This window comes from Pseudomonas rhizoryzae (genome assembly GCF_005250615.1).
Taxonomy (GTDB): Bacteria; Pseudomonadota; Gammaproteobacteria; order Pseudomonadales; family Pseudomonadaceae; genus Chryseomonas; species Chryseomonas rhizoryzae.
Window position 1 is genome coordinate 37,114 of record NZ_SULM01000018.1, and the last position, 23,649, is coordinate 60,762.

The window sequence follows — 23,649 nt, forward strand, 5'->3', positions numbered from 1 at the left end:
CCTCAGACTGCGCCGCTTACTCGAACCAATGGGCACGGGCAGCCATGATCAGCTTGCCGGCACGCTCTTCGGTCATGCCGTTGATGTCGAGCAGGTCGTCGATCGACTGCTCGGCGAGCTCTTCGCGATTCACCACACCACGCTGGGCCAGCGCATTGGCGAGCTGGGGATCCATGCCGTCGAGGGTCAACAGATCTTCGCTGGGGCTCTTCTGTTCTTCAGTTGCGATGGCACGGGTCAGCAGACGATCTTTCGCCCGCGTCCGCAGCTCATTGACGATGTCCTCATCGAAACCATCGATGTTGAGCATCTCTTCCATGGGGACATAGGCCACTTCCTCAAGGGAGGTGAAGCCTTCTTCCACCAGTACCTGGGCCAGTTCCTCGTCGACATCCAACTCGTCGATGAAGCGCTGGATGATGTCGCCTGTCTCAGCCTGCTGCTTGGCGTTGATGTCCGCTTCGGTCATCACGTTGAGCGTCCAACCGGTCAGTTGGCTGGCCAGGCGAACGTTCTGACCACCACGACCAATGGCCTGGGCCAGGTTGTCCTCGGCCACGGCGATGTCCATGGTGCGGCTGTCTTCGTCGACGATGATCGACGCGACTTCAGCCGGAGCCATGGCATTGATGACGAACTGCGCGGGGTTGTCGTCCCACAGGACGATATCGACCCGTTCTCCACCCAGCTCTCCGGACACCGCCTGGACGCGCGAACCGCGCATGCCGATGCAGGCGCCCTGGGGATCGATGCGCTTGTCCTTGGAGCGAACGGCGATCTTGGCCCGGGACCCGGGATCACGGGCAGCGGCCATCACATCGATCAATTGCTCGGATATCTCCGGCACCTCGATGCGGAACAGCTCGATCAGCATCTGCGGATCGGTACGCGACAGCATCAGCTGAGGACCGCGGTTCTCCGTACGAATCTCCTTGAGCAGCGCGCGCAGACGCACGCCCATGCGGAAGGTCTCGCGGGGAATGATGTGCTCGCGCGGCAGCAAGGCCTCGGCATTGTTGCCCAGATCGACGATCACGCTGTCACGGGTAACCTTCTTGACGGTACCCGAGATGATCTCACCGACCTTCTCACGGTAGGCATCCACCACCTGAGCCCGCTCGGCTTCGCGCACCTTCTGCACGATCACCTGCTTGGCGGTCTGGGCGGCGATGCGACCGAATTCGATGGACTCGATCTTTTCTTCGATCACATCACCGGCCTTGGCGCCAGGATGCTCTTCCTGCGCGTCTTCCACCGTCAGATGCGAATCAGGCAGTTGATAATCTTGATCCTCCACCACGGTCCAGCGGCGGAAGGTTTCGTAGCTGCCGTTGTGTCTGTTGATCGACACCCGCAGATCCACATCTTCTTCGTAGCGTTTCTTGGTAGCCGTGGCGAGTGCCAACTCCAGTGCCTCGAAGATGACGCCGGGTGGAACACCCTTCTCGTTCGAAACAGATTCCACTACCAGCAGAACTTCTTTGCTCATCTTACGCCTCGTATTCGCAATCCTTGGGATCCGCGGTCTCGCGCTCAAATCACTCGAAACGGGGAACGACGTTGGCCTTGTCGATCATCTCGATGGGTAGCAGGTATTCATGCTCATCCACCTGCACCACGACGTCCTGGTCTTCCACACCGCGCAGCAAACCCTGGAAATTACGTCGCCCTTCGAAGGGCGACCGAAGTTTGATCTTCACCTGCTCACCGACGTGGGCTGCGAATTGCTCCAGCGTGAACAGGGGTCTATCCATACCGGGGGAAGACACCTCGAGGGTGTATTCATTGGTGATGGGATCTTCCACATCGAGCACGCCACTGACTTGGCGACTGACCTTCTCGCAATCTTCCACGAGAATGCCGTTGGGATGATCGATATAGACGCGCAGTAGCGAATGCCGCCCCTGGGAGATGTACTCGACACCCCAGCAGACGTAGCCAAGCGCCTCGACGACGGGGGCCAGCAAGGCCTGCAACTGTTCTAGCTTGCTCGACACCTGATTGCCTCGCGTTTTTTGGAGAATAAAAAATGGGCATTACGCCCATCCCTAAGAGGTCTGCACAAGAAAGCGCGACCCGAACTGTCCAGCCAACAAAAAGCCCCTAAAAAGGGGCTTTAAAAAACTGGTTGCGGGGGCTGGATTTGAACCAACGACCTTCGGGTTATGAGCCCGACGAGCTACCAGACTGCTCCACCCCGCGTCAAAGCTGGAGCGAGAGTATATTCAACTGAACTCTAGGAGTCAACCAACTCTCTCGCCGCGTCCTGCAGGACGTCTTTGCTATTTGGTGCCGAAGATGGGACTCGAACCCATACAGCCTGTGGCCACTACCCCCTCAAGATAGCGTGTCTACCAATTCCACCACTTCGGCATGAAACCTTTGAAACTTACTTGGACTCCTGAGGTACGTCCCCGGAAGTACCGCCCTGAGCAGCACGCGGCTGCGTCAAGGGAACATCGTTACCATCCTGCTTCGGCTGAGGAGCCTGTTGGACTGGCTGAGTGGGCAGACCCATCTCACGCAGACCCAGCGCACGATCTTTGGCGTAGTAGCCCAGCGCCAGGCTAGTCGCGAAAAAAACCGCGGCTAGTATAGCAGTAAAGCGACTCAAAAAGGTAGCAGAACCTTGACTACCGAAGACGGTACCCGAGGCACCCGCACCGAAGGACGCACCCGCTTCGGCACCCTTGCCCTGCTGCATCAACACCAGCACGATAAGGCCCAGCGCCATCAGCAGGTGGATCACTACAATTGCCGTTTCCAACATTATCCACGTCCCGCAGCGCGGCAAATCGCACTGAATTCTTCAGCATTCAGGGAGGCTCCACCTACCAGCCCCCCATCGATATCCGGCATGCCGAACAATTCGGCAGCATTGGCGGCTTTTACGCTACCGCCATACAGCAACTGAAGCCCTTCTGCGACTTCAGCATCGGCCTCGCGCACCAGGGCGCGAATTGCCGCATGAACCTCTTGCGCCTGTTCCGGCGTGGCGGTGAGTCCGGTGCCTATCGCCCAAACCGGCTCGTATGCCACGACAGCATTGGCAAAGGCAGCCACACCAGCCGCATCGATGACCGCCTTCAGCTGGCCACCCACCACATCCAGCGTGCGCTCGGCTTCGCGCTCTTCGCGTGTCTCGCCGACGCAGAGCACGGGGATCATTCCCGCCTCTTGAATGGCCGCGAATTTCTTCGCTACCACCGCATCATCTTCGCCCAACAGAGCGCGTCGCTCTGAGTGACCCACCAGCACGTACCGGCAACCGAACTCCACCAACTGCGTCGAGGAAACCTCGCCAGTCAGGGCCTTCTCACCCGCGACAGGAGCACAGGTCTGAGCTCCGATCGCCAGCGATGTCGCCGCCAGCGCTTCAGCCACCCCAGGCAGATGCACCAATGTCGGAATGACCACGACATCGACACCCGCAATACCGTCCAACCCTTTCAAGCCCGTGACCAACGCCGACACACTCTGCAGTGAGCCATGCATTTTCCAGTTACCGGCAACCAGGGAACGACGCATGCGTTTTACCTCAGGGAGCGAAGTGGGCGCAGATATTAATCAATCGAAAACAGGCATGCAAGCAAATCAAGCACATACCTCGGTTATCAATTGAGCCAGGGCTTCGGCATGAGCACGCACCTCGCGCTCGTTCTCACCCTCGACCATCACCCGCAGCAGCGGCTCGGTACCGGACTTGCGCAGCAGGACGCGCCCCTTGCCCGCCATTTTTTCGGTGACTTCGGCACTGGCTTGCTTGACCCGCGGATTTTCCAGGGGGTCCTGGCCGCCACCGAAGCGCACATTGATCAGCACCTGCGGGCACTTGCGCAGGGCCATGCGCGCCTGGGCCAGGGTCTGGCCCGCATTGCGCAGAGCAATGAGGACCTGCAGAGCTGCGATGGTGGCATCGCCGGTGGTGGTGTACTGACAGCAGACCACGTGACCGGAATTCTCGCCACCCAGCACCCAGTTGCGCTCCAGCAGCTCCGCCATGACATAGCGATCACCGACCTTGGCCCGCACGAAGGGAATATCCAGCTCGGCCAATCCCAGCTCGAGACCTAGGTTGCTCATCAGGGTACCGACCACCCCACCCTCAAGCCGACCACGGCGCTTGAGGTCACGAGCGATCAGATAGAGCAGCTCGTCGCCATCCACCGCAGCGCCGGTATGGTCCACCATGAGCACTCGGTCACCGTCGCCGTCGAAGGCGATACCGATGTCGGCATGCTGATCGAGCACTGCCTGCTGCAGGCCGTCGAGATGGGTGGAACCGCAATCCTTGTTGATGTTGAGGCCATCGGGCTGGACGGCCAGCACACTGACGTCCGCACCCAGCTCGCGGAAGACGCTGGGTGCAATCTTGTAGGTGGCACCATTGGCACAATCCAGGACGATCTTCATGCCGGCGAAGCTGGTACCAGCGGGCACGCTGCTCTTGCAGAATTCGATATAGCGGCCGGCGGCATCGTTGATGCGCGAAACCTTGCCGATACGGGCCGAGTCGACCACGGTCATGGGCGTATCGAGCAGCTCCTCGATCATGGTCTCGAGCTCATCGGGCAGCTTGGTGCCGGCGCCAGAAAAGAATTTGATGCCATTGTCGTAGTAGGGATTGTGCGAGGCACTGATGACGATGCCGGCACTGGCCTGGAAGGTCCGCGTCAGGTAGGCGATACCCGGCGTCGGCATGGGGCCGAGCAGCATGACATCCGCCCCTGCAGCAGAGAGACCGGCCTCCAGGGCGGATTCGAACATGTAGCCCGAGATACGGGTGTCCTTGCCTACCAGCACTCGGCAGCCGCCGCGACTGCGGAAGGCGATACCCGCCGCCCAGCCCAGCTTGAGCATGAAATCCGGGGTGATGGGATACTGCCCGACCTTGCCGCGAATGCCGTCGGTTCCGAAATACTTTCTTGCCATCAGTTCTATTCCTGCCTGAAGCCTTCGACCGCGGCGATCATCTTCACCACGTCCACCGTTTCCGCCACGTCATGGACCCTGAGGATCTGGGCCCCCTTGGTCAGCGCCAGAGCCGCCAAGGCCAAGCTACCCGCCAAGCGCCCCTCCACTGACCGTCCAGTGACCGCGCCGATCATACTTTTGCGCGAGACACCCACCAGCAAGGGTAGCCCAAAGGTGAGCAACTCGGGCTGCCGCCGAAATAGCTCGAGATTGTGCTCCAGGGTCTTGGCGAAGCCATAGCCTGGATCCAGTACCAGACGCTCGCGGGAAATGCCTGCTGCCTCACAGCGCGCAACCTGTTCGGCGAGAAAGCATGCAACCTCACCAGCCACATCGCCATAGACGGGCGACTGCTGCATGGTGCTCGGCTCGCCGCGCATATGCATGAGGCAGACCGCCAGATCGGTAGCAGCAGCAGCCTCGAGAGCACCCGGACGGCGCAGCGAGCGCACGTCGTTGATCAGGCCAGCGCCCACCCGCGCACTCTCACGCATGACCTCGGGCGTTGAAGTATCCACCGAGATGACGACATCGAGCTCGCGGGCGATCGCCTCGACCACCGGGACGACGCGATCAAGCTCTTCCGCAGTGGATACCGCCGGCGCACCTGGGCGCGTGGATTCGCCACCGACATCGATGATAGCCGCACCGGCAGCGACCATTCGTTCGGCATGCTGCAAAGCGGCGTCGACCGCTGTGTAGCGACCACCGTCGGAAAAAGAGTCGGGGGTTACATTGAGAATGCCCATGACCTTGGGCACATCAAAAACAAGAACCCGATTGCCGCAAGGCAATCGGGTCGAAGGAAACGGATTGAACATGGAGGTATCAGTGCTCTCCGGCCGGACCGCCGAGGGGTGTTTCAGGACGATCACTACCGCTCTGCGGCGATGCAGGCGCATCCCCAGTCGGACCGCCACGATCATGCCAGTCACGCGGTTCGCGCGGGACCTTGCCAGCCATGATGTCGTCGATCTGGTCGGAATCGATGGTCTCGTATTTCATCAGGGCATCGGCCATGAGTTCGAGCTTGTCACGGTTCTCGTCGAGCATGCGCTTGGCGGTGTTGTAGCAGTCATCGATGATGCGACGGATTTCCAGATCGATGAGCTTGGCGGTTTCACCCGACATGTTGCCGTTGCCACCGCCACCCGAGCGACCCAGGTAGCCTTCGTTCTCTTCCTCGCCATACAGCAGCGGGCCGAGTTTCTCGGACAGCCCCCACTTGGTCACCATGTTCCGCGCCAGGGAGGTAGCACGCATGATGTCGTTGGAAGCACCGGTGGTGACGCCCTCGAAGCCCAGGGTCATCTCTTCGGCGATACGGCCACCGAACAGCGAGCATATCTGGCTTTCCAAGGCTCGCTTGGACAGGCTGTAGCGATCTTCCTCGGGCAGGAACATGGTTACACCCAAGGCGCGGCCACGGGGAATGATGGAGACCTTGTAGACCGGATCATGCTCGGGCACCAGACGACCGACGATGGCATGACCGGCTTCGTGGTAAGCGGTGTTGCGCTTCTCCTTCTCGGACATGACCATGGTCTTGCGCTCGGCGCCCATCATGATCTTGTCCTTGGCCAGCTCGAACTCGCGCATGTCGACGATGCGCTTATTGGCACGAGCGGCGAACAGCGAGGCTTCGTTGACCAAGTTGGCGAGGTCCGCACCAGAGAATCCCGGAGTACCACGAGCAATGACGGCGGCGTCCACACGCTCGCCGACCGGCACCTTGCGCATGTGAACCTTGAGGATCTGCTCGCGACCACGAATGTCCGGCAGGCCGACCACCACTTGGCGGTCGAAACGACCGGGGCGCAGCAATGCCGGATCGAGGACGTCGGGACGGTTGGTGGCCGCGATGACGATGATGCCATCATTCATCTCGAAGCCGTCCATCTCGACCAGCAGTTGGTTCAGGGTCTGCTCACGCTCGTCGTGACCACCGCCCATACCGTTGCCACGATGGCGACCAACGGCGTCGATCTCGTCGATGAAGATGATGCAGGGGGCATGCTTCTTGGCCTGATCGAACATGTCACGGACCCGGCTGGCGCCGACACCGACGAACATCTCGACGAAATCCGAACCGGAAATGGTGAAGAAGGGTACCTTGGCCTCACCGGCGACGGCCTTGGCCAGCAGCGTCTTACCGGTACCGGGCGAGCCGACCATCAGGACGCCACGGGGAATTCGGCCACCCAGGCGCTGGAACTTGCCGGGATCGCGCAGGAATTCCACCAGCTCGGTGACCTCTTCCTTAGCCTCGTCGCAGCCGGCGACGTCAGCGAAGGTGGTCTTGACCTGATCTTCCGAAAGTAGCCGCGCCTTGCTCTTGCCGAAGCTCATGGGCCCACCACGACCGCCCGCGCCTCCCTGCATCTGGCGCATGAAGAACATGAACACCGCGATGATCACCAGGATCGGGAAGCTGGCAACCAGCAGTTGAGTCCAGATGCTCTGCTGTTCAGGCTGCTTGCCGGTGATGGTGACGTTGTTGTTGACCAGATCGCCGATCAGGCCATTGTCCTGGATCGCTGGACGTATGGTCTTGAAGGGATCGCCGTCACGATGCTTGCCAGTGATGACATAGCCATCCACGGTCACGCTCTGAATCTGCCCGTCCTTCACCTGCTGGATGAAGTCGGAGTAGTTGAGCGTCTGGGGTTCGTTGGGGCTGGAGAAGTTGTTCATCACGGTGACGAGCACCGCAGCGATGATCAGCCACAGGATCAGATTCTTTGCCATATCGTTCAATTGACTACCCTCTGCGCCGGTTTCGTGGGTAAACCGTTCGAAGCGAAACCGGCAGTGACCGGTAAGTTACTACACAAAGCCTGGCCCACGGCAGACATCGTCTGTAACGCTATATGAGTCTTCTGCCTTTGACTCTATGCCAAGGCAGATGTTGCGGCCATCAATTCTCTCAATCGCCCCTGAAATCGCGACCCAATAGAGACTGCTCGCGCGACCTGTGGCGTGTTTGGCCCACCGCATTCTGGCCAGTCATATGGGGGCGCCGCGAGAAATAACAAGGCCTGCCGGCGATCGTCGCGGCAGGCGCCCTTCTGCGCTAGCCTGACGCAGGAGGGACCGAAGTGCTCCTTTGGCTCTCGCGTGCCGGTTCGGGATCACGCCAGGGTAAGTTTTCGCGTATCGCTGGGCGGCACAGGACAGCTGGGATAAACTGTGCGGCTTTTATCTGGGGTGAATTATGGCGCTCAACAACGAGCACAAAAAGCGGTTCAAGGCGATTGGTCATCAACTCAAGCCGGTGGTCACCATCAGCGAGAACGGCCTGAGCGAAGGCGTGCTGGGTGAGCTCGACCGCGCCCTGAACGATCACGAACTGATCAAGATCAAGCTGGCCGTCACCGAGCGTGAAGACCGTCGTGCCCTGATCGACGAACTCTGTGCGTCGAGCAAGGCCGAGTTGGTGCAGGTGATCGGCAAGATGGCACTGATCTATCGAAAGGCGCGTGAACAGAACCGCAATCTGTCCAACGTGGTGCGCTATACCGTCTGAGCCCCAGGGGAGCGCCCGGGAACGGGCTGCAGTACCAGGATCAGACCACAGAGCAGCAAAACCACGTAGCCGGCCAGGGCGGTCGGTCCGCTCCACAAGCGCGCCAGCTCGTTTTGCAGGACTACGGCCAGCGCACTGGCCAGCAGCAGTTGGCCGCGCAGGTCACGCCAGAGGGCCGTGAAGCCCGCCCACCATACCAGCACCACAGCCTGGGTGAAGACGCCACCGGCCGCGGCGCTGAGCATCATGCGCAGCAATTCTTCGCGCCCGGACTGGATCAGTAGCGGCGCCCAGCCCGCCTGGGCGAGCGCCACCGGGATACAGAGGTGCAGGGCAACCAGTGGGCCGACCCAGAACACCTGGGCCAGCTGCCAGGCAGCGGCGAGCAGCCTGGCGAGCCAGCCTCCGGTGCGCCGATCAGACGTGGCGGACGGCGACAATTTCGTATTCGACATCGCCACCCGGGGTCTTCACCAGCACCACGTCCCCTTCTTCCTTGCCAATCAGGGCGCGGGCGATGGGCGAGCCCACCGACAGCTTGCCCTGCTTGATGTCCGCCTCGTCGTCACCCACGATCTGGTAGGTCACGGCTTCATCGGTTTCGGTGTTGGCGATCTCCACGGTGGTACCGAAGATCACCTTGCCGGTATGCGGCAAGGCGGTGACGTCGATCACCTGGGCGTTCTGCAGACGCCCTTCGATATCGCGGATGCGCGCCTCGACCATGCCCTGCTGTTCGCGGGCGGCGTGGTATTCGGCGTTTTCCTTGAGGTCACCCAGCTCGCGGGCTTCGGCGATGGCCTGGGTGATCTGCGGGCGCAGCTCGGTCTTGAGGTGCTTCAGCTCCTCTTCCAGGGCGCGGGCGCCCTGGACGGTCATGGGGTACTTGGTCATGCCTTAACTCCTGCATGCAGATCTTGCAGCCGGCGCACGGTCTTCTCGGCGCCGAATTTCAAAGCTTCGCAAATGGCCTGGCCGCCGGCAATGGTGGTTGTGCAGCAGAGCTTGTGCTGCAGCGCGTTGCGACGGATCGAGTAGGAATCGGCAATGGACTGCCGGCCTTCGGTGGTGTTGATGATCAGGGTGACTTCATCGTTCTTGATCATGTCGACCACATGAGGACGGCCTTCGGTCACCTTGTTCACGCGCCGCACCGGCAAGCCGGCGGCCTCGATCACCCGGGCGGTACCGGCGGTGGCGACCACCTCGAAGCCCAGACCGACTAGATCGCGGGCGACCTGCACGGCTTCGGGCTTGTCATCATCACGCACGCTGATGAAGGCGCAACCGGAGTTCGGCAGGATCTCGTTGGCACCCAGCTGGGCCTTGGCGAAGGCTTCGCCGAAGCTGTCGCCGACACCCATCACCTCGCCGGTGGACTTCATCTCCGGGCCGAGGATGGGGTCGACGCCCGGGAACTTGTTGAAGGGGAACACCGCTTCCTTGACGCTGAAGAACGGCGGGATGATTTCCTGGGTGAAGCCCACTTCGGCCAGGGTCTTGCCGGCCATGACGCGAGCGGCCACCTTGGCCAGGGACTCGCCGATGCACTTGGAGACGAAGGGTACGGTCCGGGAGGCGCGCGGGTTGACCTCGATGACGTAGATATCTTCACCCTGCACGGCCATCTGCACGTTCATCAGACCGATCACGCCGAGTTCCAGGGCCATCTTCTTGACCTGCTCGCGGATCTCGTCCTGGATGTGCTTGGGCAGCGAATAGGGCGGCAGCGAGCAGGCGGAGTCACCGGAGTGCACGCCGGCCTGTTCGATGTGCTGCATGATGGCGCCGATCACCACGGTCTGGCCGTCGCACACCGCATCCACGTCCACCTCGATGGCGCAGTTGAGGAAGTGGTCGAGCAGCACCGGGCTGTCGTTGGACACCTTCACGGCTTCGCGCATGTAGCGCTTGAGTTCTTCTTCCTGGTAGACGATTTCCATCGCCCGGCCGCCCAGCACGTAGGACGGACGGACCACCATCGGGTAGCCGATGTTCTTCGACAGGGCCAGGGCTTCGTCTTCGCTGCGCGCAGTGGCGTTGGCCGGCTGGCGCAGGTTCAGGCGCTGCACCATCTGCTGGAAGCGCTCGCGGTCTTCGGCGCGGTCGATGGCGTCGGGGCTGGTGCCGATGATGGGCACACCGGCTTCTTCCAGGGCGCGGCAGAGCTTGAGCGGGGTCTGGCCGCCGTACTGGACGATGACGCCCTTGGGCTGCTCGACGCGGACGATCTCAAGTACGTCCTCCAGGGTCACCGGCTCGAAGAACAGGCGATCGGAGGTGTCGTAGTCGGTGGAGACGGTCTCGGGGTTGCAGTTGACCATGATGGTCTCGTAGCCGTCTTCACGCATGGCCAGGGCCGCGTGCACGCAGCAGTAGTCGAACTCGATGCCCTGGCCGATACGGTTGGGACCACCGCCGAGGATCATGATCTTGTCGCGACCGCTGGGCTTGGCCTCGCACTCTTCCTCGTAGGTGGAGTAGAGGTAGGCGGTGTCGGTGGCGAACTCGGCGGCGCAGGTGTCCACCCGCTTGTACACCGGCAGCACCTTGAGCTTGTGGCGATGGGCACGCAGGTTCTTCTCGGTGACGCCGAGCAGCTTGGCCAGGCGCGCATCGGAGAAGCCCTTGCGCTTGAGCTTGCGCATCAGGTCGTAGTCGAGATCGGCCAGACCCAGGGTCTTGATGCGCTCCTCGTCCTTGATCAGGTCTTCAATCTGCACCAGGAACCAGGGGTCGATACGGGTCAGCTCGAAGACCTTGTCCAGGCTGTAGCCCTGGCGGAAGGCGTCACCGATGTACCAGATGCGATCGGCGCCCGGCACGGTCAGCTCGCGCTTGAGGGTGCCGTCGGCTTCGGGATCGGCCGGATCCAACTTGGGATCGAAGCCGACCACGCCGACTTCCAGGCCGCGCAGGGCTTTCTGCAGGGATTCCTGGAAGGTGCGACCGATGGACATGACCTCGCCCACGGACTTCATCTGGGTGGTCAGACGGGCATCGGCCTTGGGGAATTTCTCGAAGGCGAAGCGCGGGATCTTGGTGACCACGTAGTCGATGGCCGGCTCGAAGGAGGCCGGGGTGCGACCGCCGGTGATGTCGTTCTGCAGCTCGTCCAGGGTGTAGCCGACGGCCAGCTTGGCGGCGATCTTGGCGATGGGGAAGCCGGTGGCCTTGGACGCCAGGGCCGACGAACGCGATACCCGCGGGTTCATCTCGATCACCACCATACGGCCGGTGTTCGGGCAGATGCCGAACTGGACGTTGGAGCCGCCGGTCTCGACGCCGATCTCACGCAGCACCGCCAGGGAGGCGTTGCGCATGATCTGGTATTCCTTGTCGGTCAGCGTCTGGGCCGGAGCCACGGTGATGGAGTCACCAGTGTGCACGCCCATGGGATCGAAGTTCTCGATGGAGCAGACGATGATGCAGTTGTCCTTCTTGTCACGGACCACCTCCATCTCGTATTCCTTCCAGCCGATCAGGGATTCGTCGATCAGCAGCTCGTTGGTCGGCGATAGGTCCAGACCACGGGTACAGATTTCCTCGAACTCTTCACGGTTGTAGGCGATGCCGCCACCGGTGCCGCCCATGGTGAAGGACGGACGGATGATGCAGGGGAAGCCGACCTTCTCCAGCACGCCATAGGCTTCTTCCATGGTGTGGGCGATGCCCGAGACCGGGCAGGCCAGGCCGATGTCCTTCATGGCCTTGTCGAAGCGCGAGCGGTCCTCGGCCTTGTCGATGGTGTCGGCATTGGCACCGATCATCTCGACGCCGAATTTCTCCAGCACGCCATGACGTTCCAGATCCAGGGCGCAGTTCAGCGCGGTCTGGCCGCCCATGGTCGGCAGCAGGGCGTCGGGGCGCTCCTTCTCGATGATCTTGGCCACGGTGGCCCACTTGATCGGCTCGATGTAGGTGGCGTCGGCCATAGCCGGATCGGTCATGATGGTGGCCGGGTTGGAGTTCACCAGGATGACGCGGAAGCCTTCCTCGCGCAGGGCCTTGCAGGCCTGGGCGCCGGAATAGTCGAACTCGCAGGCCTGGCCGATGACGATGGGGCCGGCCCCGAGGATCAGGATGCTCTTGATGTCTGTACGCTTAGGCATGGGCTTCTCGAATGCAGGTAATCAGGTCAGGGTCGCGGTGGCCAACTTCACACCGAACCCCACGAACAGGGCGCCGACGCCACCGGTGGCGCTTGCGCTGAGGCGACGCCGCTGACGGAACCAGGCCGCCAGGCGCACACCACAGAAAATCAGGAACGACAGGTAGCAGAAGCTGATCGCTTCCAGTACCGCGCCCAACACCAGAAAGGACAGCGCCGGATGGGCATAACCGGGGTCCACGAACTGGATGAAGAAGGAGACGAAGAACAGGATCGCCTTCGGGTTCGACAGGCTCAGCAGCAGCGCCTTGCGGAACGGCTGGTGGACGTCTTCGCGCAGGGTCGCCTCGGCCTGGCCCTGAGCCGGGCTGCGCCAGGACTTGAGTCCGCCACGCAGCATGCTCCAGCCGAGGTAGAACAGGTAGGCCGCGCCCAGATACTTGAGGATCTGGAAGAACAGCGGCTCCGCCTTGAGCAGCGATGCCACACCCAGGGCCGAAAGCAGCATCAGCACGGCATCACCGAGAAACACGGCCGAGGCCGCCTGGTAGCCGCTGCGAATGCCGCGCTGAGCGCTGGTGGCGAGCACGAAGAAGGAGTTGGGTCCGGGCAACAGGATGACGAACAGGGTCCCGACCACGTAGGTCCAGAAGTCGATGACACCCAGATTCGCCAGCATGAGCCTTACCCTCCTCCCGTCTTAGCGGCGCGCCGCCATGGCCTGGATGAACTTGTCGAACAGCGGCGCCACGTCGTGCGGACCGGGGCTCGCCTCGGGGTGACCCTGGAAGCTGAAGGCGACCTTGTCGGTGCGCTCGATGCCCTGCAGGGTGCCGTCGAACAGCGACTTGTGGGTGGCACGTACGTTGGCCGGCAGGCTGGCCTCGTCCACGGCGAAACCATGGTTCTGGCTGGTGATCATCACCACGCCACTGTCGAGATCCTGCACCGGATGGTTGGCGCCGTGGTGACCATTGGGCATCTTCACCGTCTTGGCGCCGGAAGCCAGCGCCAGCAGCTGATGGCCCAGGCAGATGCCGAATACCGGGATCTCGGTTTCCAGGACGTCCTGAATGGCCTTGATGGCATAGTCGCAGGGCTCGGGATCGCCCGGGCCGTTGGCCAGGAAGATGCCGTCGGGTTGCAGCGCTAGAGCTTCGCTGGCCGGGGTCTGGGCCGGCAGCACGGTGATGCGGCAGCCACGGGCTACCAGCATGCGCAGGATGTTCAGCTTGACGCCGTAGTCGAAGGCCACCACGTGATAGGGCAGCTGTTCGGCCGGGATCTCGGCATGGCTGTCGGTCTCCAGCGACCAGACGCTGGAACGCCACTCGTAGCGTTCCTTGACGCTGACTTCCTTGGCCAGGTCCATGCCCTTGAGGCCGGGGAAGGCGCGCGCCAGTTCCAAGGCGCGCTCTTCGGTGGCGTCCGCGCCAGTGAGGATGCAGCCATCCTGGGCGCCCTTCTCGCGGAGGATGCGGGTCAGGCGACGGGTATCGATGCCGGCGATGGCGATGGTGCCGTTTTCCTGGAGGTACTCCGGCAGCGACTGCTTGTTGCGCCAGTTACTGGCCAGCAGCGGCAGATCGCGGATGATCAGCCCGGCGGCCCAGACCTGGGCGGCCTCGCCATCCTGCGGCGTGGTGCCGGTGTTGCCGATGTGCGGATAGGTCAGGGTGACGATCTGCTTCGCATAGGAAGGATCGGTCAGGATTTCCTGGTAGCCGGTCATGGCGGTGTTGAACACCACTTCGCCGACCGTGTGGCCGTCGGCACCGATGGATTCACCGCGAAAGATGCTGCCATCGGCAAGTGCGAGTATGGCTGGCTTAGTCAAGAAGACCTCCGAAAATCAAGCCTTGGCGGGCAAACGCAGGGTGCAAAAAAACGGGATGACATCTCGAAGAGTCATCCCGTTTTAATGTTGTGATTTCATTCTGCGCTAGCTTTTAGTGGATACACTAAAGCTGCATTGTACACGAATTGATCACGACTGGCACCCCTGCAGGCCGATCAGCGCAACTCCAACACGTCCTGCATGTCATATAGCGCCGGCTGTTTGTCCTTGAGCCATAGCGCCGCACGGACCGCGCCCTTGGCGAAGGTCATGCGACTGGAGGCCTTGTGGGTGATCTCCACGCGTTCACCTTCGCTGGCGAACAGCACGGTGTGATCGCCCACCACGTCGCCGGCCCGCACGGTGGCGAAGCCGATGGTCTGGCGATCACGGGCACCGGTCTGGCCTTCGCGACCATAGACGGCCACCTCTTCCAGGTCACGACCCAGAGCCTGGGCGACGACCTCACCCATGCGCAGGGCGGTACCGGACGGGGCATCGACCTTGTGTCTGTGGTGCGCCTCGATGATCTCGATGTCGACCTCGTCACCCAGCACCCGGGCGGCGGTATCCAGCAGCTTGAGGCATAGATTGACGCCCACGCTGAAGTTGGCGGCGAAGACGATGGGGATTTCCTTGCTCGCTTCCAACAGGGTCAGCTTCTGCTCGGCGGTGAAGCCGGTGGTACCGATGACCATGGCCTTCTTCGCCTTGCGGCAGAGCGCCAGGTTCTGCAGGGTCACGTTAGGGTGAGTGAAGTCGATGAGGACATCAAAATCATCCAGCACGCGTGCCAGATCGCCTGACAGCATCACCCCATTGCGGCCGATGCCCGCGAGTTCGCCCGCATCGGCACCGACCAGGCTACTCTCTGGCCGATCCACTGCAGCGGTCAGGCCGGCGGCGCCCTGGGTCTGCTGGACCGCTTCGATCAGGGTCTTGCCCATGCGCCCCGCGGCGCCCATTACAGCTATACGTCGCATCATCAGCTCCAGGCTGCTGGCCGGGCGCCGCCTGACGACGACGCCCAAGCCGGGTTAGAGGTCGTCGAAGAAGCGCTTCATGCCGTCGAACCAGCCACTGGCCCGGGGCGAATGGGAGCTGTCGCTCTGCAGGGTGTTGCGGAACTCCTCGAGCAGCTCGCGCTGGCGACGGCTCAGGTTGACCGGCGTCTCCACCACTACCTTGCACATCAGGTCACCGGCACCACCGCCACGCACGGGCGTCACGCCCTTGCCGCGCAGGCGGAACATCTTGCCGGTCTGGGTGCCCTCGGGGATCTTCAGCTTGACCCGGCCATCCAGGGTCGGCACTTCCAGCTCGCCACCCAGGGCGGCGTCGGTGAAGTTGATCGGTACTTCGCAGTAGAGGTGCTTGCCGTCACGCTGGAAGATCGAGTGCTCGCGCACGTTGACCACCACGTAGAGATCGCCGCTGGGACCGCCCAGGGTGCCGGCCTCGCCCTCGCCACTCAGGCGGATGCGGTCGCCGGTATCGACGCCAGCGGGCACCTTGACCGACAGGGTCTTCTGTTCTTCCACGCGGCCCTGGCCATGGCAGGCCGTGCAGGGCTCGGGGATGATCTTGCCGCTGCCGTGGCAGCGCGGGCAGGTCTGCTGTACCGAGAAGAATCCCTGCTGCATGCGCACCTGGCCGATGCCACCGCAGGTGGGACAGGTGGATGCCGAGGTACCCGGCTTGGCGCCATTGCCGTCGCAGACCTTGCACTCGACCAGGGTGGGCACGCGGATGGTGACCGTGGTCCCGCGCACCGCCTCTTCCAGATCCAGGTCCAGGGTGTAGCGCAGATCGGCGCCACGCTGCGGACCGCCCCGGCCACCGGCGCCGCCGCGCCCGCCGAAGAAGTCGCTGAAGACGTCGCCGAAGATGTCGGAGAAGCTCGCGCCGCCGGCCGCACCACCGAAACCACCGCCACCCATGCTCGGGTCGACGCCAGCATGGCCGTACTGGTCATAGGCCGAGCGCTTGCCCGCATCGGACAGCACTTCGTAGGCCTCGGCGGCCTCCTTGAACTGCTCTTCGGCAGCCGCGTCCCCGGGATTGCGGTCCGGGTGGTACTTCATCGCCAGGCGTCGATAGGCCTTCTTGAGCTCGGCTTCGCTGGCGCCGCGCTCGACCCCGAGCACCTCATAGTAATCACGTTTGGCCATAGACTTTCTGCACCTTAAATTTTCTCACCCTCCAGACACGCCAACGCGGGAGCAGGCTCCCGCGTGGCGGATCCGACGGGCCGAAGCCCGTCAGGTGCGGTAAGCACGGAGCTTACTTGTTGTCCTTCACTTCCTCGAACTCGGCATCGACCACGTCGTCGCCGGGCTTCTTGGCTTCACCGTCCGCCTTGGCCGAGGCGCCTTCGGCACCGGCAGCGCCCTGCTCGGAGTAGAGCTTCTGGGCTAGCGGCGCGGAGGCTTGGGACAGGGCGTTCATCTTGGCTTCGATGGCGTCCTTGTCATCGCCACGTACGGCGGTTTCCAGTTCGCCGATGGCCTTCTCGATGGCGCTCTTCTCTTCGGCCGTGGCCTTGTCGCCCGCCTCGGTCAGCATCTTGCGGGTACCGTGCACCAGGGCATCACCCTGGTTGCGGGCCGCGGCCAGTTCTTCGAACTTGCGATCCTCGTCGGCATTGGCCTCGGCGTCACGCACCATCTGCTGAATCTCCTCCTCGGACAGACCGGAGGACGCCTTGATGACGATGGACTGCTGCTTGCCGGTGGCCTTGTCCTTGGCGGACACGTTGAGGATACCGTTGGCATCGATGTCGAAGGTCACCTCGATCTGCGGTACGCCACGCGGCGCCGGCGGGATCTCGGCCAGGTCGAACTTGCCCAGCGACTTGTTCTGCGCGGCCTGCTTGCGCTCGCCCTGCAGCACATGGATGGTCACGGCGCCCTGGTTGTCGTCGGCGGTGGAGAACACCTGCGACTTCTTGGTCGGGATGGTGGTGTTCTTCTCGATCAGCGCGGTCATCACGCCGCCCATGGTCTCGATGCCCAGGGTCAGCGGGGTGACGTCCAGCAGCAGCACGTCCTTGACGTCACCGGCCAGCACGGCGCCCTGGATGGCAGCACCGATGGCGACGGCTTCGTCCGGGTTGACGTCCTTGCGCGCTTCCTTGCCAAAGAAGTCGGCCACACGCTTCTGCACCAGCGGCATGCGGGTCTGACCGCCCACCAGGATGACTTCGTGGATGTCGGAAACATCCAGGCCGGAGTCCTTCAGGGCGGTACGGCACGGCTCGATGGTGCGCTCGACCAGCTCTTCCACCAGGGACTCCAGCTTGGCGCGGGAGACCTTGACGTTCAGGTGCTTGGGACCACTGGCATCGGCGGTGATGTATGGCAGATTGACGTCGGTCTGGGTGGCCGAGGACAGCTCGATCTTGGCCTTTTCCGCAGCTTCCTTCAGGCGCTGCATGGCCAGCGGGTCACCCTTGAGGTTCATGCCGCTTTCTTTCTTGAATTCCTCGACGAGGTAGTCGATCAGACGGATGTCGAAGTCTTCACCACCCAGGAAGGTATCGCCGTTGGTGGCCAGCACCTCGAACTGATGCTCACCATCAACCTCGGCGATCTCGATGACCGAGACGTCGAAGGTACCGCCACCCAGGTCATAGACGATCACGGTGTGGTCGCCCTTGGCCTTGTCCAGACCATAGGCCAGAGCCGCGGCGGTCGGTTCGTTGATGATGCGCTTGACGTCCAGACCGGCGATGCGACCGGCATCCTTGGTGGCCTGGCGCTGGCTGTCGTTGAAGTAGGCCGGTACGGTGATGACCGCTTCGGTCACGGCCTCGCCCAGGTAGTCCTCGGCGGTCTTCTTCATCTTCTTCAGGACTTCGGCAGAGACCTGCGGCGGCGCCATCTTCTGGCCCTTGGCCTCGACCCAGGCGTCACCGTTGTCTGCCTTGACGATCTTGTAGGGGACCATCTGGATGTCTTTCTGCACGACGTTTTCTTCGTAACGCCGACCGATCAGGCGCTTGACCGCGTACAGGGTGTTCTGCGGGTTGGTCACCGCCTGGCGCTTGGCCGGCTGGCCGACCAGGGTCTCGCCATCGTTGGTGTAAGCGATGATGGACGGCGTGGTACGGGTGCCTTCGGCGTTTTCCAGTACCTTGACGTTGCCGTTTTCGAGGATCGCGACGCAGGAGTTGGTGGTCCCCAGGTCGATACCGATAATCTTGCCCATGTAATCTTCTCCAGAAATCTCAGATTCCGCGCGGCCCACTCAGGGGGCCTTTGATGTTCGCTTGCCTACCAGATGGGGCCGAGCGACAGAATTTCAAGCCTTTTCGTCGATGCTCGGCTGCTGCGCTGCAGGGGCCTTGCTGACTACCACCATCGCCGGCCGCAGCAGGCGACCGTTGAGCAAATAACCCTTCTGGAACACCTTGAGTACGCTGCCCGGCTCGGCGGTGGCGCTCTCTTCCATGGCCATGGCCTGGTGGTGTTCGGGATTGAAGGGCGCGCCGTGGGGATCGACGGCCTCGACCTGATAGCGCTTGAGGGTGTCCTGCAGCATTTTCAGGGTCAGTTCCATGCCTTCACGCATGGGCTTGAGGGTCTCGTCCGCGGCATTGGACAGCTCCAGGCCGCGCTCCAGGCTGTCGAGCACCGGCAGCAGATCGCCGGCGAATTTCTCCAGGGCGAACTTGTGCGCCTTCTCCACGTCCTGCTCGGCACGGCGACGCACGTTTTGCAGTTCGGCGACGCTGCGCAGCGACTGGTCCTGGGCAGCGGCCAGTTGCTCTTCGAGCGTGGCGACGCGCGCAGTCAGGTCTTCGTGCGGGGCATCGCCCTGGGCCTCGTGCTCGGGGATCTGGGAGTTCTGTTCGTCGGCCATGGGGTCCTCCTGTAGATAATGCCGGTGGGCGCGCCCTCTAATGGACGACGCCTTGATCGATGGCGCCTATATGGGGCCACCGGCCGACGCTTCAAGAGCTGTATGGATTGCCAGTGCTCGATAGGCACTGTATAAACAACCAGAAAATCGCCCTCGGAGATCGTCGCATGCTGGTGCACCTGTCCGTCCGCAACTACGCCATTGTCGAACACCTCGACCTCGACCTCGAGCGCGGCATGACCGTGATCACCGGCGAAACCGGCGCCGGCAAGTCCATCATGCTCGACGCCCTCGGCCTGACCCTGGGCGATCGCGCCGACAGCGACGCGGTCAGGCCCGGCGCCGACAAGGCCGACGTCCTGGCCAGCTTCGACATCGCCGACATACCCGAAGCCCGCCAATGGCTCGCTGAACGCGATCTGGAGCAAGATGGCCCCTGCCTACTGCGCCGCGTCATCACCCGCGAAGGGCGTTCGCGCGGCTACATCAACGGCTCGCCCTGCCCGCTGGCCGATCTCAAGACCCTGGGTGGCCTGCTGATCGACATCCACAGTCAGCACGAACATCAGTCGCTGCTGGGTCTCGATACCCACCGCCGACTGCTGGACGAATACGCTGGTGCCGGCGAACTGGTTCGCCAGGTCCAGCTCGCCGCTCAGCGCTGGCGTCAGGTGCGCCAGACCCTGGAACGTCTGACCCGCAATGGCGACGAACAGCGCGCCCGCCACCAGCTGCTGAGCTACCAACTCGAAGAACTCGACAATCTCGCCCTGGCCGAAGGCGAACTCCAGGCGTTGGAGCAGGAGCAGAGCGACCTGGCGAGTGCCGAGCACATCCTGCTGGCCTGCCGCCAGGCCATGGACCTCTGTACCGAAAACGAACAAGGCAACGCCCTTTCCGCGCTGAACGCCAGCGTGGCTCGGCTGACTGCCTTCGATCGCCCGCCAGCGCAGATCGAGGAGGCCAGTAACCTGCTCGCCTCCGCCCAGATCCAGATCGAGGAGGCGATGAACGAACTCAATCGCTTCGTCGACCATTTCGAAGCTGACCCCGAGCGCCAGCAAGCTGTGCAGGAGCGCCTGGACAGCGTGTATAGCCTGGCGCGCAAGCACCGCGTTCAGCCCGAAGGCCTGCTGGAGCTGCACGAGCAGCTCCGTAACGAATTGCAGTCCCTGGATGCCGACGACGTCGCCCTGGAACGCCTGCAGGAAGAACTGGCCGCCTTCGAGCGCCACTATCAGGAGAAGGCTGGTGAACTGAGCCGTCTGCGTGAGCAGCGCGCTCCGGAGCTCGCTGCTGCGGTAGAGACCGAAATGCAGCGCCTGGGCATGCCCGGGGGTCGCTTCAGCATCACCCTCACCCCAGGTGCCTCTGGTGAACCTCAGCCGCTGGGCAACGAAGGCATCGAATTCCGCGTCAGTGCCAACCCCGGGCAACCGTTGCGCCCGCTGGCCAAGGTGGCGTCCGGCGGTGAGCTGTCGCGCATCAGCCTGGCGATCCAGGTCATCACCGCCCAGACCTCACGCACGCCCACGCTGGTCTTCGACGAAGTGGACGTTGGTATCGGTGGCCCGACCGCCGAGGTCGTCGGTCAGTTGCTGCGGCAACTGGGCGAGCGGGGTCAGGTGCTGACGGTGACCCACCTGCCCCAAGTCGCCGCCCAAGGGCATCAGCACCTGTTCGTGCACAAGGAACGCGGTACCGACGAGACGCGCACCGCCGTTGCCAAACTCGACCGCGCACGGCGCGTGGAAGAGGTGGCGCGCATGCTGGGTGGCGTCGACCTGACCCGCGAATCCCTAGCCCACGCTCGCAAGCTGGTGGTCAGCCGCTAGAAGCAGGCAGCCACCAGACACGAAAAAGGCGACTCAGAGGTCGCCTTTTTCGTGTCTGGATCTTCACTTGCGCTGGCGGATGTACAGCACCAGGTTGTGGTCGACCAGCTCGAAACCGTGCTCTTCGACGATCTCACGCTGACGCTTCTCGATGGACGCGTCGGTGAACTCGATGACTTCACCGGTATCCACGTCCACCATGTGATCGTGGTGCCCGGTATCAGCCAGCTCGAACACGGCATGGCCACCATCGAAATTGTGGCGCACCACCAGACCAGCGGCCTCGAACTGCGTGAGGACACGGTAGACCGTCGCCAGACCCACGTCTTCGCCGGCCTCCATCAGCGCCTTGTAAACGTCTTCAGCGCTCATGTGGCGTTGCTCTGCAGTGTCCAGCATCTGCAATATCTTGACGCGCGGCAGGGTCACTTTCAGACCCGCTTTGCGGAGTTCGTTGTTCTCTACCATGCTCTTTCTCGGTGCCGAGTGCTTTCGCAGCTCTCGGGAATACGGGTATGATCGGGGCTTCGTTGCCCAGCAAGATAGTGGAAGTCTCCCACCGATGCAAAACCTCAAGCAAACGCTGACCGGGCTCTCTCTGATCAGCCTAGCCATGCTCGCCGGCTGCTCTCTGCCGGGGGTTTACAAGATCGACATCCAACAGGGCAACGTCGTCACCCAGGACATGATAGACCAGTTGCGCCCTGGAATGACCCGGCAGCAAGTCCGGTTTATCATGGGTACGCCGCTGATCCAAGACACCTTCCATCCCAATCGCTGGGATTACCTCTATAGCATGCAGGCGGCTGGTGGCCAGCGTAAGCAGGAGCGTGTCAGCCTGGTGTTCAACGGCAATAACCAGTTGAGTGGACTCTCCGGCGACTTCATGCCTGGCGCCAGCCGTGAACAGCGGATCATGGGTACCGACAGCGGTACGAGCGTGGAAACCGCCGCCCCCGCCGAGCCCGCAGCACCTACCGCTGCTCCCGAGACCCCGGCTGCTCCCGGCTCGACCGAAGACACCATCCAGAAAGAGATCGACAGTGCTCGCCCGGCAGCCGTGCCGACCCCCGAGCGCATCCGTACCGACGCACAATGATCCTCGACTAAAGGCCAGCCTTCAGCCTGGCCTTTTCCGCGCGCCGCTTGCGACTCTCCTTGGGATCCGCGAGCAGCGGCCGATAGATCTCGACACGATCCCCTTGCGCCAGCTTGCGCTCAGCTGGCCTGGCAACCAGTTTGCCAAATATGCCGACCTTATAGTTCTCACGCTGCGTGGGCGCCAGGTGCTCGAGCAACCCCGAATGCACTACCGCCTGCTCGGCAGTAGCGCCTTCCCTCAGTTGCAGGCTCAGCAGCCATTGCCGCTCCGGTAGCGCCAGAGCCACTTCGATGGCGAGGCTGTCAGCCATACAGGGCTCGGGCACGCTGGCAAAAGGCATCCACCATGGTGTTGGCTGCCTGATTGAACAACGGCCCGAGGGTCGCCCGGACGATGGCGCTGTCATATTCGAAGGAAAGATCCAGGGATATTTTGCAGGCCTTGTCGCCTAGCGCCTTAAAGGACCAGACGCCATGAAGCTGCTTGAAAGGTCCTTTTTCGAGGTCCATGGTGACGGACTCGTTCGGCACCAGGGTATTGCGGGTCACGAACTGCTGGCTAAGGCCGCCCTTGGCCACGGTCAAACCGGCACGCATCTGCCTTTCATCCTGCTCCAGGATCTGCGCGGACGAGCACCACGGCAGGAATTCCGGATAGCGGGCCACGTCATTGACCAGCGCATAGAGCGCCGAAGCAGGATAGGGCAGCAACGCCGAACGTTGGATGTGCGTGGTCATCGTAACCTCGTAGAATAGCGAATATCGGTGTCGGACCTTGAATTCGAGGGCGGCGCACGCATTTTACTCCCGCACCAGCCTGCCGTAGCCCAAAGCCGCGGTATTGTCCGTGTTTGCTCATACCCGCTCAAGCGCGTGGCGACATTTCCCCTGACACGCTGTACCCTGGAATCATGGCCAAGCAAAAGAAAGTCTCCCCCGGCAGCATCGCGCAGAATAAAAAAGCGCTACACGAATATTTCATCGACACCCGTTTCGAAGCCGGTGTTTCCCTGGCAGGTTGGGAGGTCAAGAGCCTGAGAGCCGGCAAGGCGCAGCTGACCGACAGCTACGTGCTGCTCAAGGACGGTGAAGCCTGGCTGCTGGGCAGCCACATCACCCCGCTGCAGACCGCCAGTACCCACGTCATCGCCGACCCGACGCGGACTCGCAAATTGCTGTTGAACAAGCGCGAGCTGGGCAAGCTGTTCGGCTCCGTGCAGCAGAAGGGCTATGCCTGCGTGGCCTTGTCGCTCTACTGGAAGAAGCATCTGGTCAAGTGCGAGATCGCCTTGGCCAAGGGCAAGAAGGAATTCGACAAGCGCGCCACCGAGCGCGAGCGCGACTCTGATCGTGAGATCCAGCGCGCTATCCGCAAGGATGCCAAGTAACCGAAGCCGCCGAA

General features: G+C 62.4%; 23 protein-coding genes and 2 tRNA genes. 4 read left to right on the forward strand and 21 right to left on the reverse strand.

Going from position 1 to position 23,649, the window contains the following annotated elements; translation table 11 throughout:
- Positions 1–16 precede the first annotated feature (16 nt).
- The 9 genes from nusA to ftsH all read right to left on the reverse strand — a co-directional run bounded on the left by nusA (position 17) and on the right by ftsH (position 7,722).
- On the reverse strand, positions 17–1,489 hold the full coding sequence (gene nusA, locus FAZ11_RS22640; RefSeq protein WP_058764316.1) for a transcription termination factor NusA: 1,473 nt from the start codon (positions 1,487–1,489) through the stop codon (positions 17–19).
- Between the two features lie 49 nt (positions 1,490–1,538).
- Positions 1,539–1,997: a ribosome maturation factor RimP gene (rimP, locus tag FAZ11_RS22645; protein ID WP_058764318.1), complete on the reverse strand. Its 459-nt coding sequence runs from the start codon at positions 1,995–1,997 to the stop codon at positions 1,539–1,541.
- A 128-nt stretch (positions 1,998–2,125) separates the two neighbouring features.
- Positions 2,126–2,202 (reverse strand) — tRNA-Met (locus FAZ11_RS22650).
- 85 nt (positions 2,203–2,287) lie between these two features.
- Positions 2,288–2,373: transfer RNA gene (locus tag FAZ11_RS22655), tRNA-Leu, on the reverse strand.
- A gap of 16 nt (positions 2,374–2,389) precedes the next feature.
- A complete protein-coding gene (gene secG, locus FAZ11_RS22660; protein WP_058764320.1) occupies positions 2,390–2,770 on the reverse strand; it encodes a preprotein translocase subunit SecG in 381 nt (126 codons plus the stop codon).
- A complete protein-coding gene (tpiA, locus tag FAZ11_RS22665; RefSeq protein ID WP_058773783.1) occupies positions 2,770–3,528 on the reverse strand; it encodes a triose-phosphate isomerase in 759 nt (252 codons plus the stop codon). The genes secG and tpiA overlap by 1 nt, the downstream gene beginning before the upstream one ends.
- A gap of 66 nt (positions 3,529–3,594) precedes the next feature.
- Positions 3,595–4,932: a phosphoglucosamine mutase gene (glmM, locus tag FAZ11_RS22670; protein ID WP_058773782.1), complete on the reverse strand. Its 1,338-nt coding sequence runs from the start codon at positions 4,930–4,932 to the stop codon at positions 3,595–3,597.
- Positions 4,933–4,937: 5 nt separating this feature from the next.
- Positions 4,938–5,795 (reverse strand): dihydropteroate synthase, encoded by an 858-nt coding sequence (gene folP, locus FAZ11_RS22675; protein ID WP_058773781.1) that lies wholly within the window; start codon positions 5,793–5,795, stop codon positions 4,938–4,940.
- A gap of 7 nt (positions 5,796–5,802) precedes the next feature.
- Complete coding sequence (ftsH, locus tag FAZ11_RS22680; protein WP_058764330.1) at positions 5,803–7,722, reverse strand: ATP-dependent zinc metalloprotease FtsH; 1,920 nt, start codon at positions 7,720–7,722, stop codon at positions 5,803–5,805.
- Positions 7,723–8,188: 466 nt separating this feature from the next.
- On the opposite strand from ftsH, the gene yhbY reads away from it, so the two are divergent.
- Entirely contained in the window at positions 8,189–8,500 is a 312-nt protein-coding gene (gene yhbY / locus FAZ11_RS22685) for a ribosome assembly RNA-binding protein YhbY (protein ID WP_058764332.1), read from the forward strand.
- Here the strand turns inward: yhbY and FAZ11_RS22690 are convergent.
- From FAZ11_RS22690 to grpE, 9 genes are all read right to left on the reverse strand, one after another.
- Complete coding sequence (locus tag FAZ11_RS22690) at positions 8,488–8,940, reverse strand: hypothetical protein (protein ID WP_058764335.1); 453 nt, start codon at positions 8,938–8,940, stop codon at positions 8,488–8,490. The genes yhbY and FAZ11_RS22690 overlap by 13 nt on opposite strands.
- On the reverse strand, positions 8,918–9,394 hold the full coding sequence (gene greA / locus FAZ11_RS22695; protein WP_058764336.1) for a transcription elongation factor GreA: 477 nt from the start codon (positions 9,392–9,394) through the stop codon (positions 8,918–8,920). Before greA ends, FAZ11_RS22690 begins: the two co-directional genes overlap by 23 nt.
- Positions 9,391–12,612, reverse strand: a complete 3,222-nt coding sequence (carB, locus tag FAZ11_RS22700) for a carbamoyl-phosphate synthase large subunit (protein ID WP_058766923.1) — start codon at positions 12,610–12,612, stop codon at positions 9,391–9,393. The genes greA and carB overlap by 4 nt, the downstream gene beginning before the upstream one ends.
- A gap of 21 nt (positions 12,613–12,633) precedes the next feature.
- Positions 12,634–13,290 carry a leucine efflux protein LeuE gene (gene leuE / locus FAZ11_RS22705; RefSeq protein ID WP_058764341.1) on the reverse strand — a complete coding sequence of 219 codons (657 nt, stop codon included), beginning with the start codon at positions 13,288–13,290 and terminating at the stop codon, positions 12,634–12,636.
- Positions 13,291–13,311: 21 nt separating this feature from the next.
- Positions 13,312–14,448: a glutamine-hydrolyzing carbamoyl-phosphate synthase small subunit gene (carA, locus tag FAZ11_RS22710; protein WP_058766921.1), complete on the reverse strand. Its 1,137-nt coding sequence runs from the start codon at positions 14,446–14,448 to the stop codon at positions 13,312–13,314.
- A gap of 176 nt (positions 14,449–14,624) precedes the next feature.
- A complete protein-coding gene (dapB, locus tag FAZ11_RS22715) occupies positions 14,625–15,431 on the reverse strand; it encodes a 4-hydroxy-tetrahydrodipicolinate reductase (RefSeq protein ID WP_026083794.1) in 807 nt (268 codons plus the stop codon).
- Between the two features lie 54 nt (positions 15,432–15,485).
- Positions 15,486–16,619, reverse strand: coding sequence for a molecular chaperone DnaJ (gene dnaJ, locus FAZ11_RS22720; protein WP_058764348.1), 1,134 nt, complete (start codon positions 16,617–16,619; stop codon positions 15,486–15,488).
- 112 nt (positions 16,620–16,731) lie between these two features.
- Positions 16,732–18,657, reverse strand: coding sequence for a molecular chaperone DnaK (gene dnaK / locus FAZ11_RS22725; RefSeq protein ID WP_058766919.1), 1,926 nt, complete (start codon positions 18,655–18,657; stop codon positions 16,732–16,734).
- Positions 18,658–18,750: 93 nt separating this feature from the next.
- Entirely contained in the window at positions 18,751–19,311 is a 561-nt protein-coding gene (gene grpE / locus FAZ11_RS22730; RefSeq protein WP_058764352.1) for a nucleotide exchange factor GrpE, read from the reverse strand.
- 167 nt (positions 19,312–19,478) lie between these two features.
- On the opposite strand from grpE, the gene recN reads away from it, so the two are divergent.
- A complete protein-coding gene (recN, locus tag FAZ11_RS22735; RefSeq protein WP_058773780.1) occupies positions 19,479–21,146 on the forward strand; it encodes a DNA repair protein RecN in 1,668 nt (555 codons plus the stop codon).
- A gap of 63 nt (positions 21,147–21,209) precedes the next feature.
- Here the strand turns inward: recN and fur are convergent, their stop codons facing one another.
- Positions 21,210–21,614, reverse strand: a complete 405-nt coding sequence (gene fur, locus FAZ11_RS22740; RefSeq protein ID WP_058764356.1) for a ferric iron uptake transcriptional regulator — start codon at positions 21,612–21,614, stop codon at positions 21,210–21,212.
- A gap of 94 nt (positions 21,615–21,708) precedes the next feature.
- On the opposite strand from fur, the gene FAZ11_RS22745 reads away from it, so the two are divergent.
- On the forward strand, positions 21,709–22,245 hold the full coding sequence (locus tag FAZ11_RS22745) for an outer membrane protein assembly factor BamE (protein WP_058766917.1): 537 nt from the start codon (positions 21,709–21,711) through the stop codon (positions 22,243–22,245).
- Between the two features lie 7 nt (positions 22,246–22,252).
- On the opposite strand, the gene FAZ11_RS22750 is transcribed toward FAZ11_RS22745, so the two are convergent.
- Both FAZ11_RS22750 and FAZ11_RS22755 read right to left on the reverse strand, forming a co-directional pair.
- Positions 22,253–22,558, reverse strand: coding sequence for an RnfH family protein (locus FAZ11_RS22750; protein ID WP_058773779.1), 306 nt, complete (start codon positions 22,556–22,558; stop codon positions 22,253–22,255).
- Complete coding sequence (locus FAZ11_RS22755; RefSeq protein ID WP_058764362.1) at positions 22,551–22,985, reverse strand: type II toxin-antitoxin system RatA family toxin; 435 nt, start codon at positions 22,983–22,985, stop codon at positions 22,551–22,553. The genes FAZ11_RS22750 and FAZ11_RS22755 overlap by 8 nt, the downstream gene beginning before the upstream one ends.
- 173 nt (positions 22,986–23,158) lie before the next feature.
- Between FAZ11_RS22755 and smpB the strand changes: the two genes are divergently transcribed.
- Positions 23,159–23,635 carry an SsrA-binding protein SmpB gene (smpB, locus tag FAZ11_RS22760; RefSeq protein WP_058764364.1) on the forward strand — a complete coding sequence of 159 codons (477 nt, stop codon included), beginning with the start codon at positions 23,159–23,161 and terminating at the stop codon, positions 23,633–23,635.
- Positions 23,636–23,649: the final 14 nt, after the last annotated feature.

Coding starts and splice junctions, on each gene's coding strand:
- nusA (WP_058764316.1), bottom strand. CDS start 1,489: ATGAGCAAAGAAGTTCTGCTGGTAGTGGAATCTGTTTCGAACGAGAAG.
- secG (WP_058764320.1), bottom strand. CDS start 2,770: ATGTTGGAAACGGCAATTGTAGTGATCCACCTGCTGATGGCGCTGGGC.
- tpiA (WP_058773783.1), bottom strand. CDS start 3,528: ATGCGTCGTTCCCTGGTTGCCGGTAACTGGAAAATGCATGGCTCACTG.
- glmM (WP_058773782.1), bottom strand. CDS start 4,932: ATGGCAAGAAAGTATTTCGGAACCGACGGCATTCGCGGCAAGGTCGGG.
- folP (WP_058773781.1), bottom strand. CDS start 5,795: ATGTTCAATCCGTTTCCTTCGACCCGATTGCCTTGCGGCAATCGGGTT.
- ftsH (WP_058764330.1), bottom strand. CDS start 7,722: ATGGCAAAGAATCTGATCCTGTGGCTGATCATCGCTGCGGTGCTCGTC.
- yhbY (WP_058764332.1), top strand. CDS start 8,189: ATGGCGCTCAACAACGAGCACAAAAAGCGGTTCAAGGCGATTGGTCAT.
- greA (WP_058764336.1), bottom strand. CDS start 9,394: ATGACCAAGTACCCCATGACCGTCCAGGGCGCCCGCGCCCTGGAAGAG.
- carB (WP_058766923.1), bottom strand. CDS start 12,612: ATGCCTAAGCGTACAGACATCAAGAGCATCCTGATCCTCGGGGCCGGC.
- leuE (WP_058764341.1), bottom strand. CDS start 13,290: ATGCTGGCGAATCTGGGTGTCATCGACTTCTGGACCTACGTGGTCGGG.
- dapB (WP_026083794.1), bottom strand. CDS start 15,431: ATGCGACGTATAGCTGTAATGGGCGCCGCGGGGCGCATGGGCAAGACC.
- dnaJ (WP_058764348.1), bottom strand. CDS start 16,619: ATGGCCAAACGTGATTACTATGAGGTGCTCGGGGTCGAGCGCGGCGCC.
- dnaK (WP_058766919.1), bottom strand. CDS start 18,657: ATGGGCAAGATTATCGGTATCGACCTGGGGACCACCAACTCCTGCGTC.
- grpE (WP_058764352.1), bottom strand. CDS start 19,311: ATGGCCGACGAACAGAACTCCCAGATCCCCGAGCACGAGGCCCAGGGC.
- recN (WP_058773780.1), top strand. CDS start 19,479: ATGCTGGTGCACCTGTCCGTCCGCAACTACGCCATTGTCGAACACCTC.
- fur (WP_058764356.1), bottom strand. CDS start 21,614: ATGGTAGAGAACAACGAACTCCGCAAAGCGGGTCTGAAAGTGACCCTG.
- FAZ11_RS22745 (WP_058766917.1), top strand. CDS start 21,709: ATGCAAAACCTCAAGCAAACGCTGACCGGGCTCTCTCTGATCAGCCTA.
- FAZ11_RS22750 (WP_058773779.1), bottom strand. CDS start 22,558: ATGGCTGACAGCCTCGCCATCGAAGTGGCTCTGGCGCTACCGGAGCGG.
- FAZ11_RS22755 (WP_058764362.1), bottom strand. CDS start 22,985: ATGACCACGCACATCCAACGTTCGGCGTTGCTGCCCTATCCTGCTTCG.
- smpB (WP_058764364.1), top strand. CDS start 23,159: ATGGCCAAGCAAAAGAAAGTCTCCCCCGGCAGCATCGCGCAGAATAAA.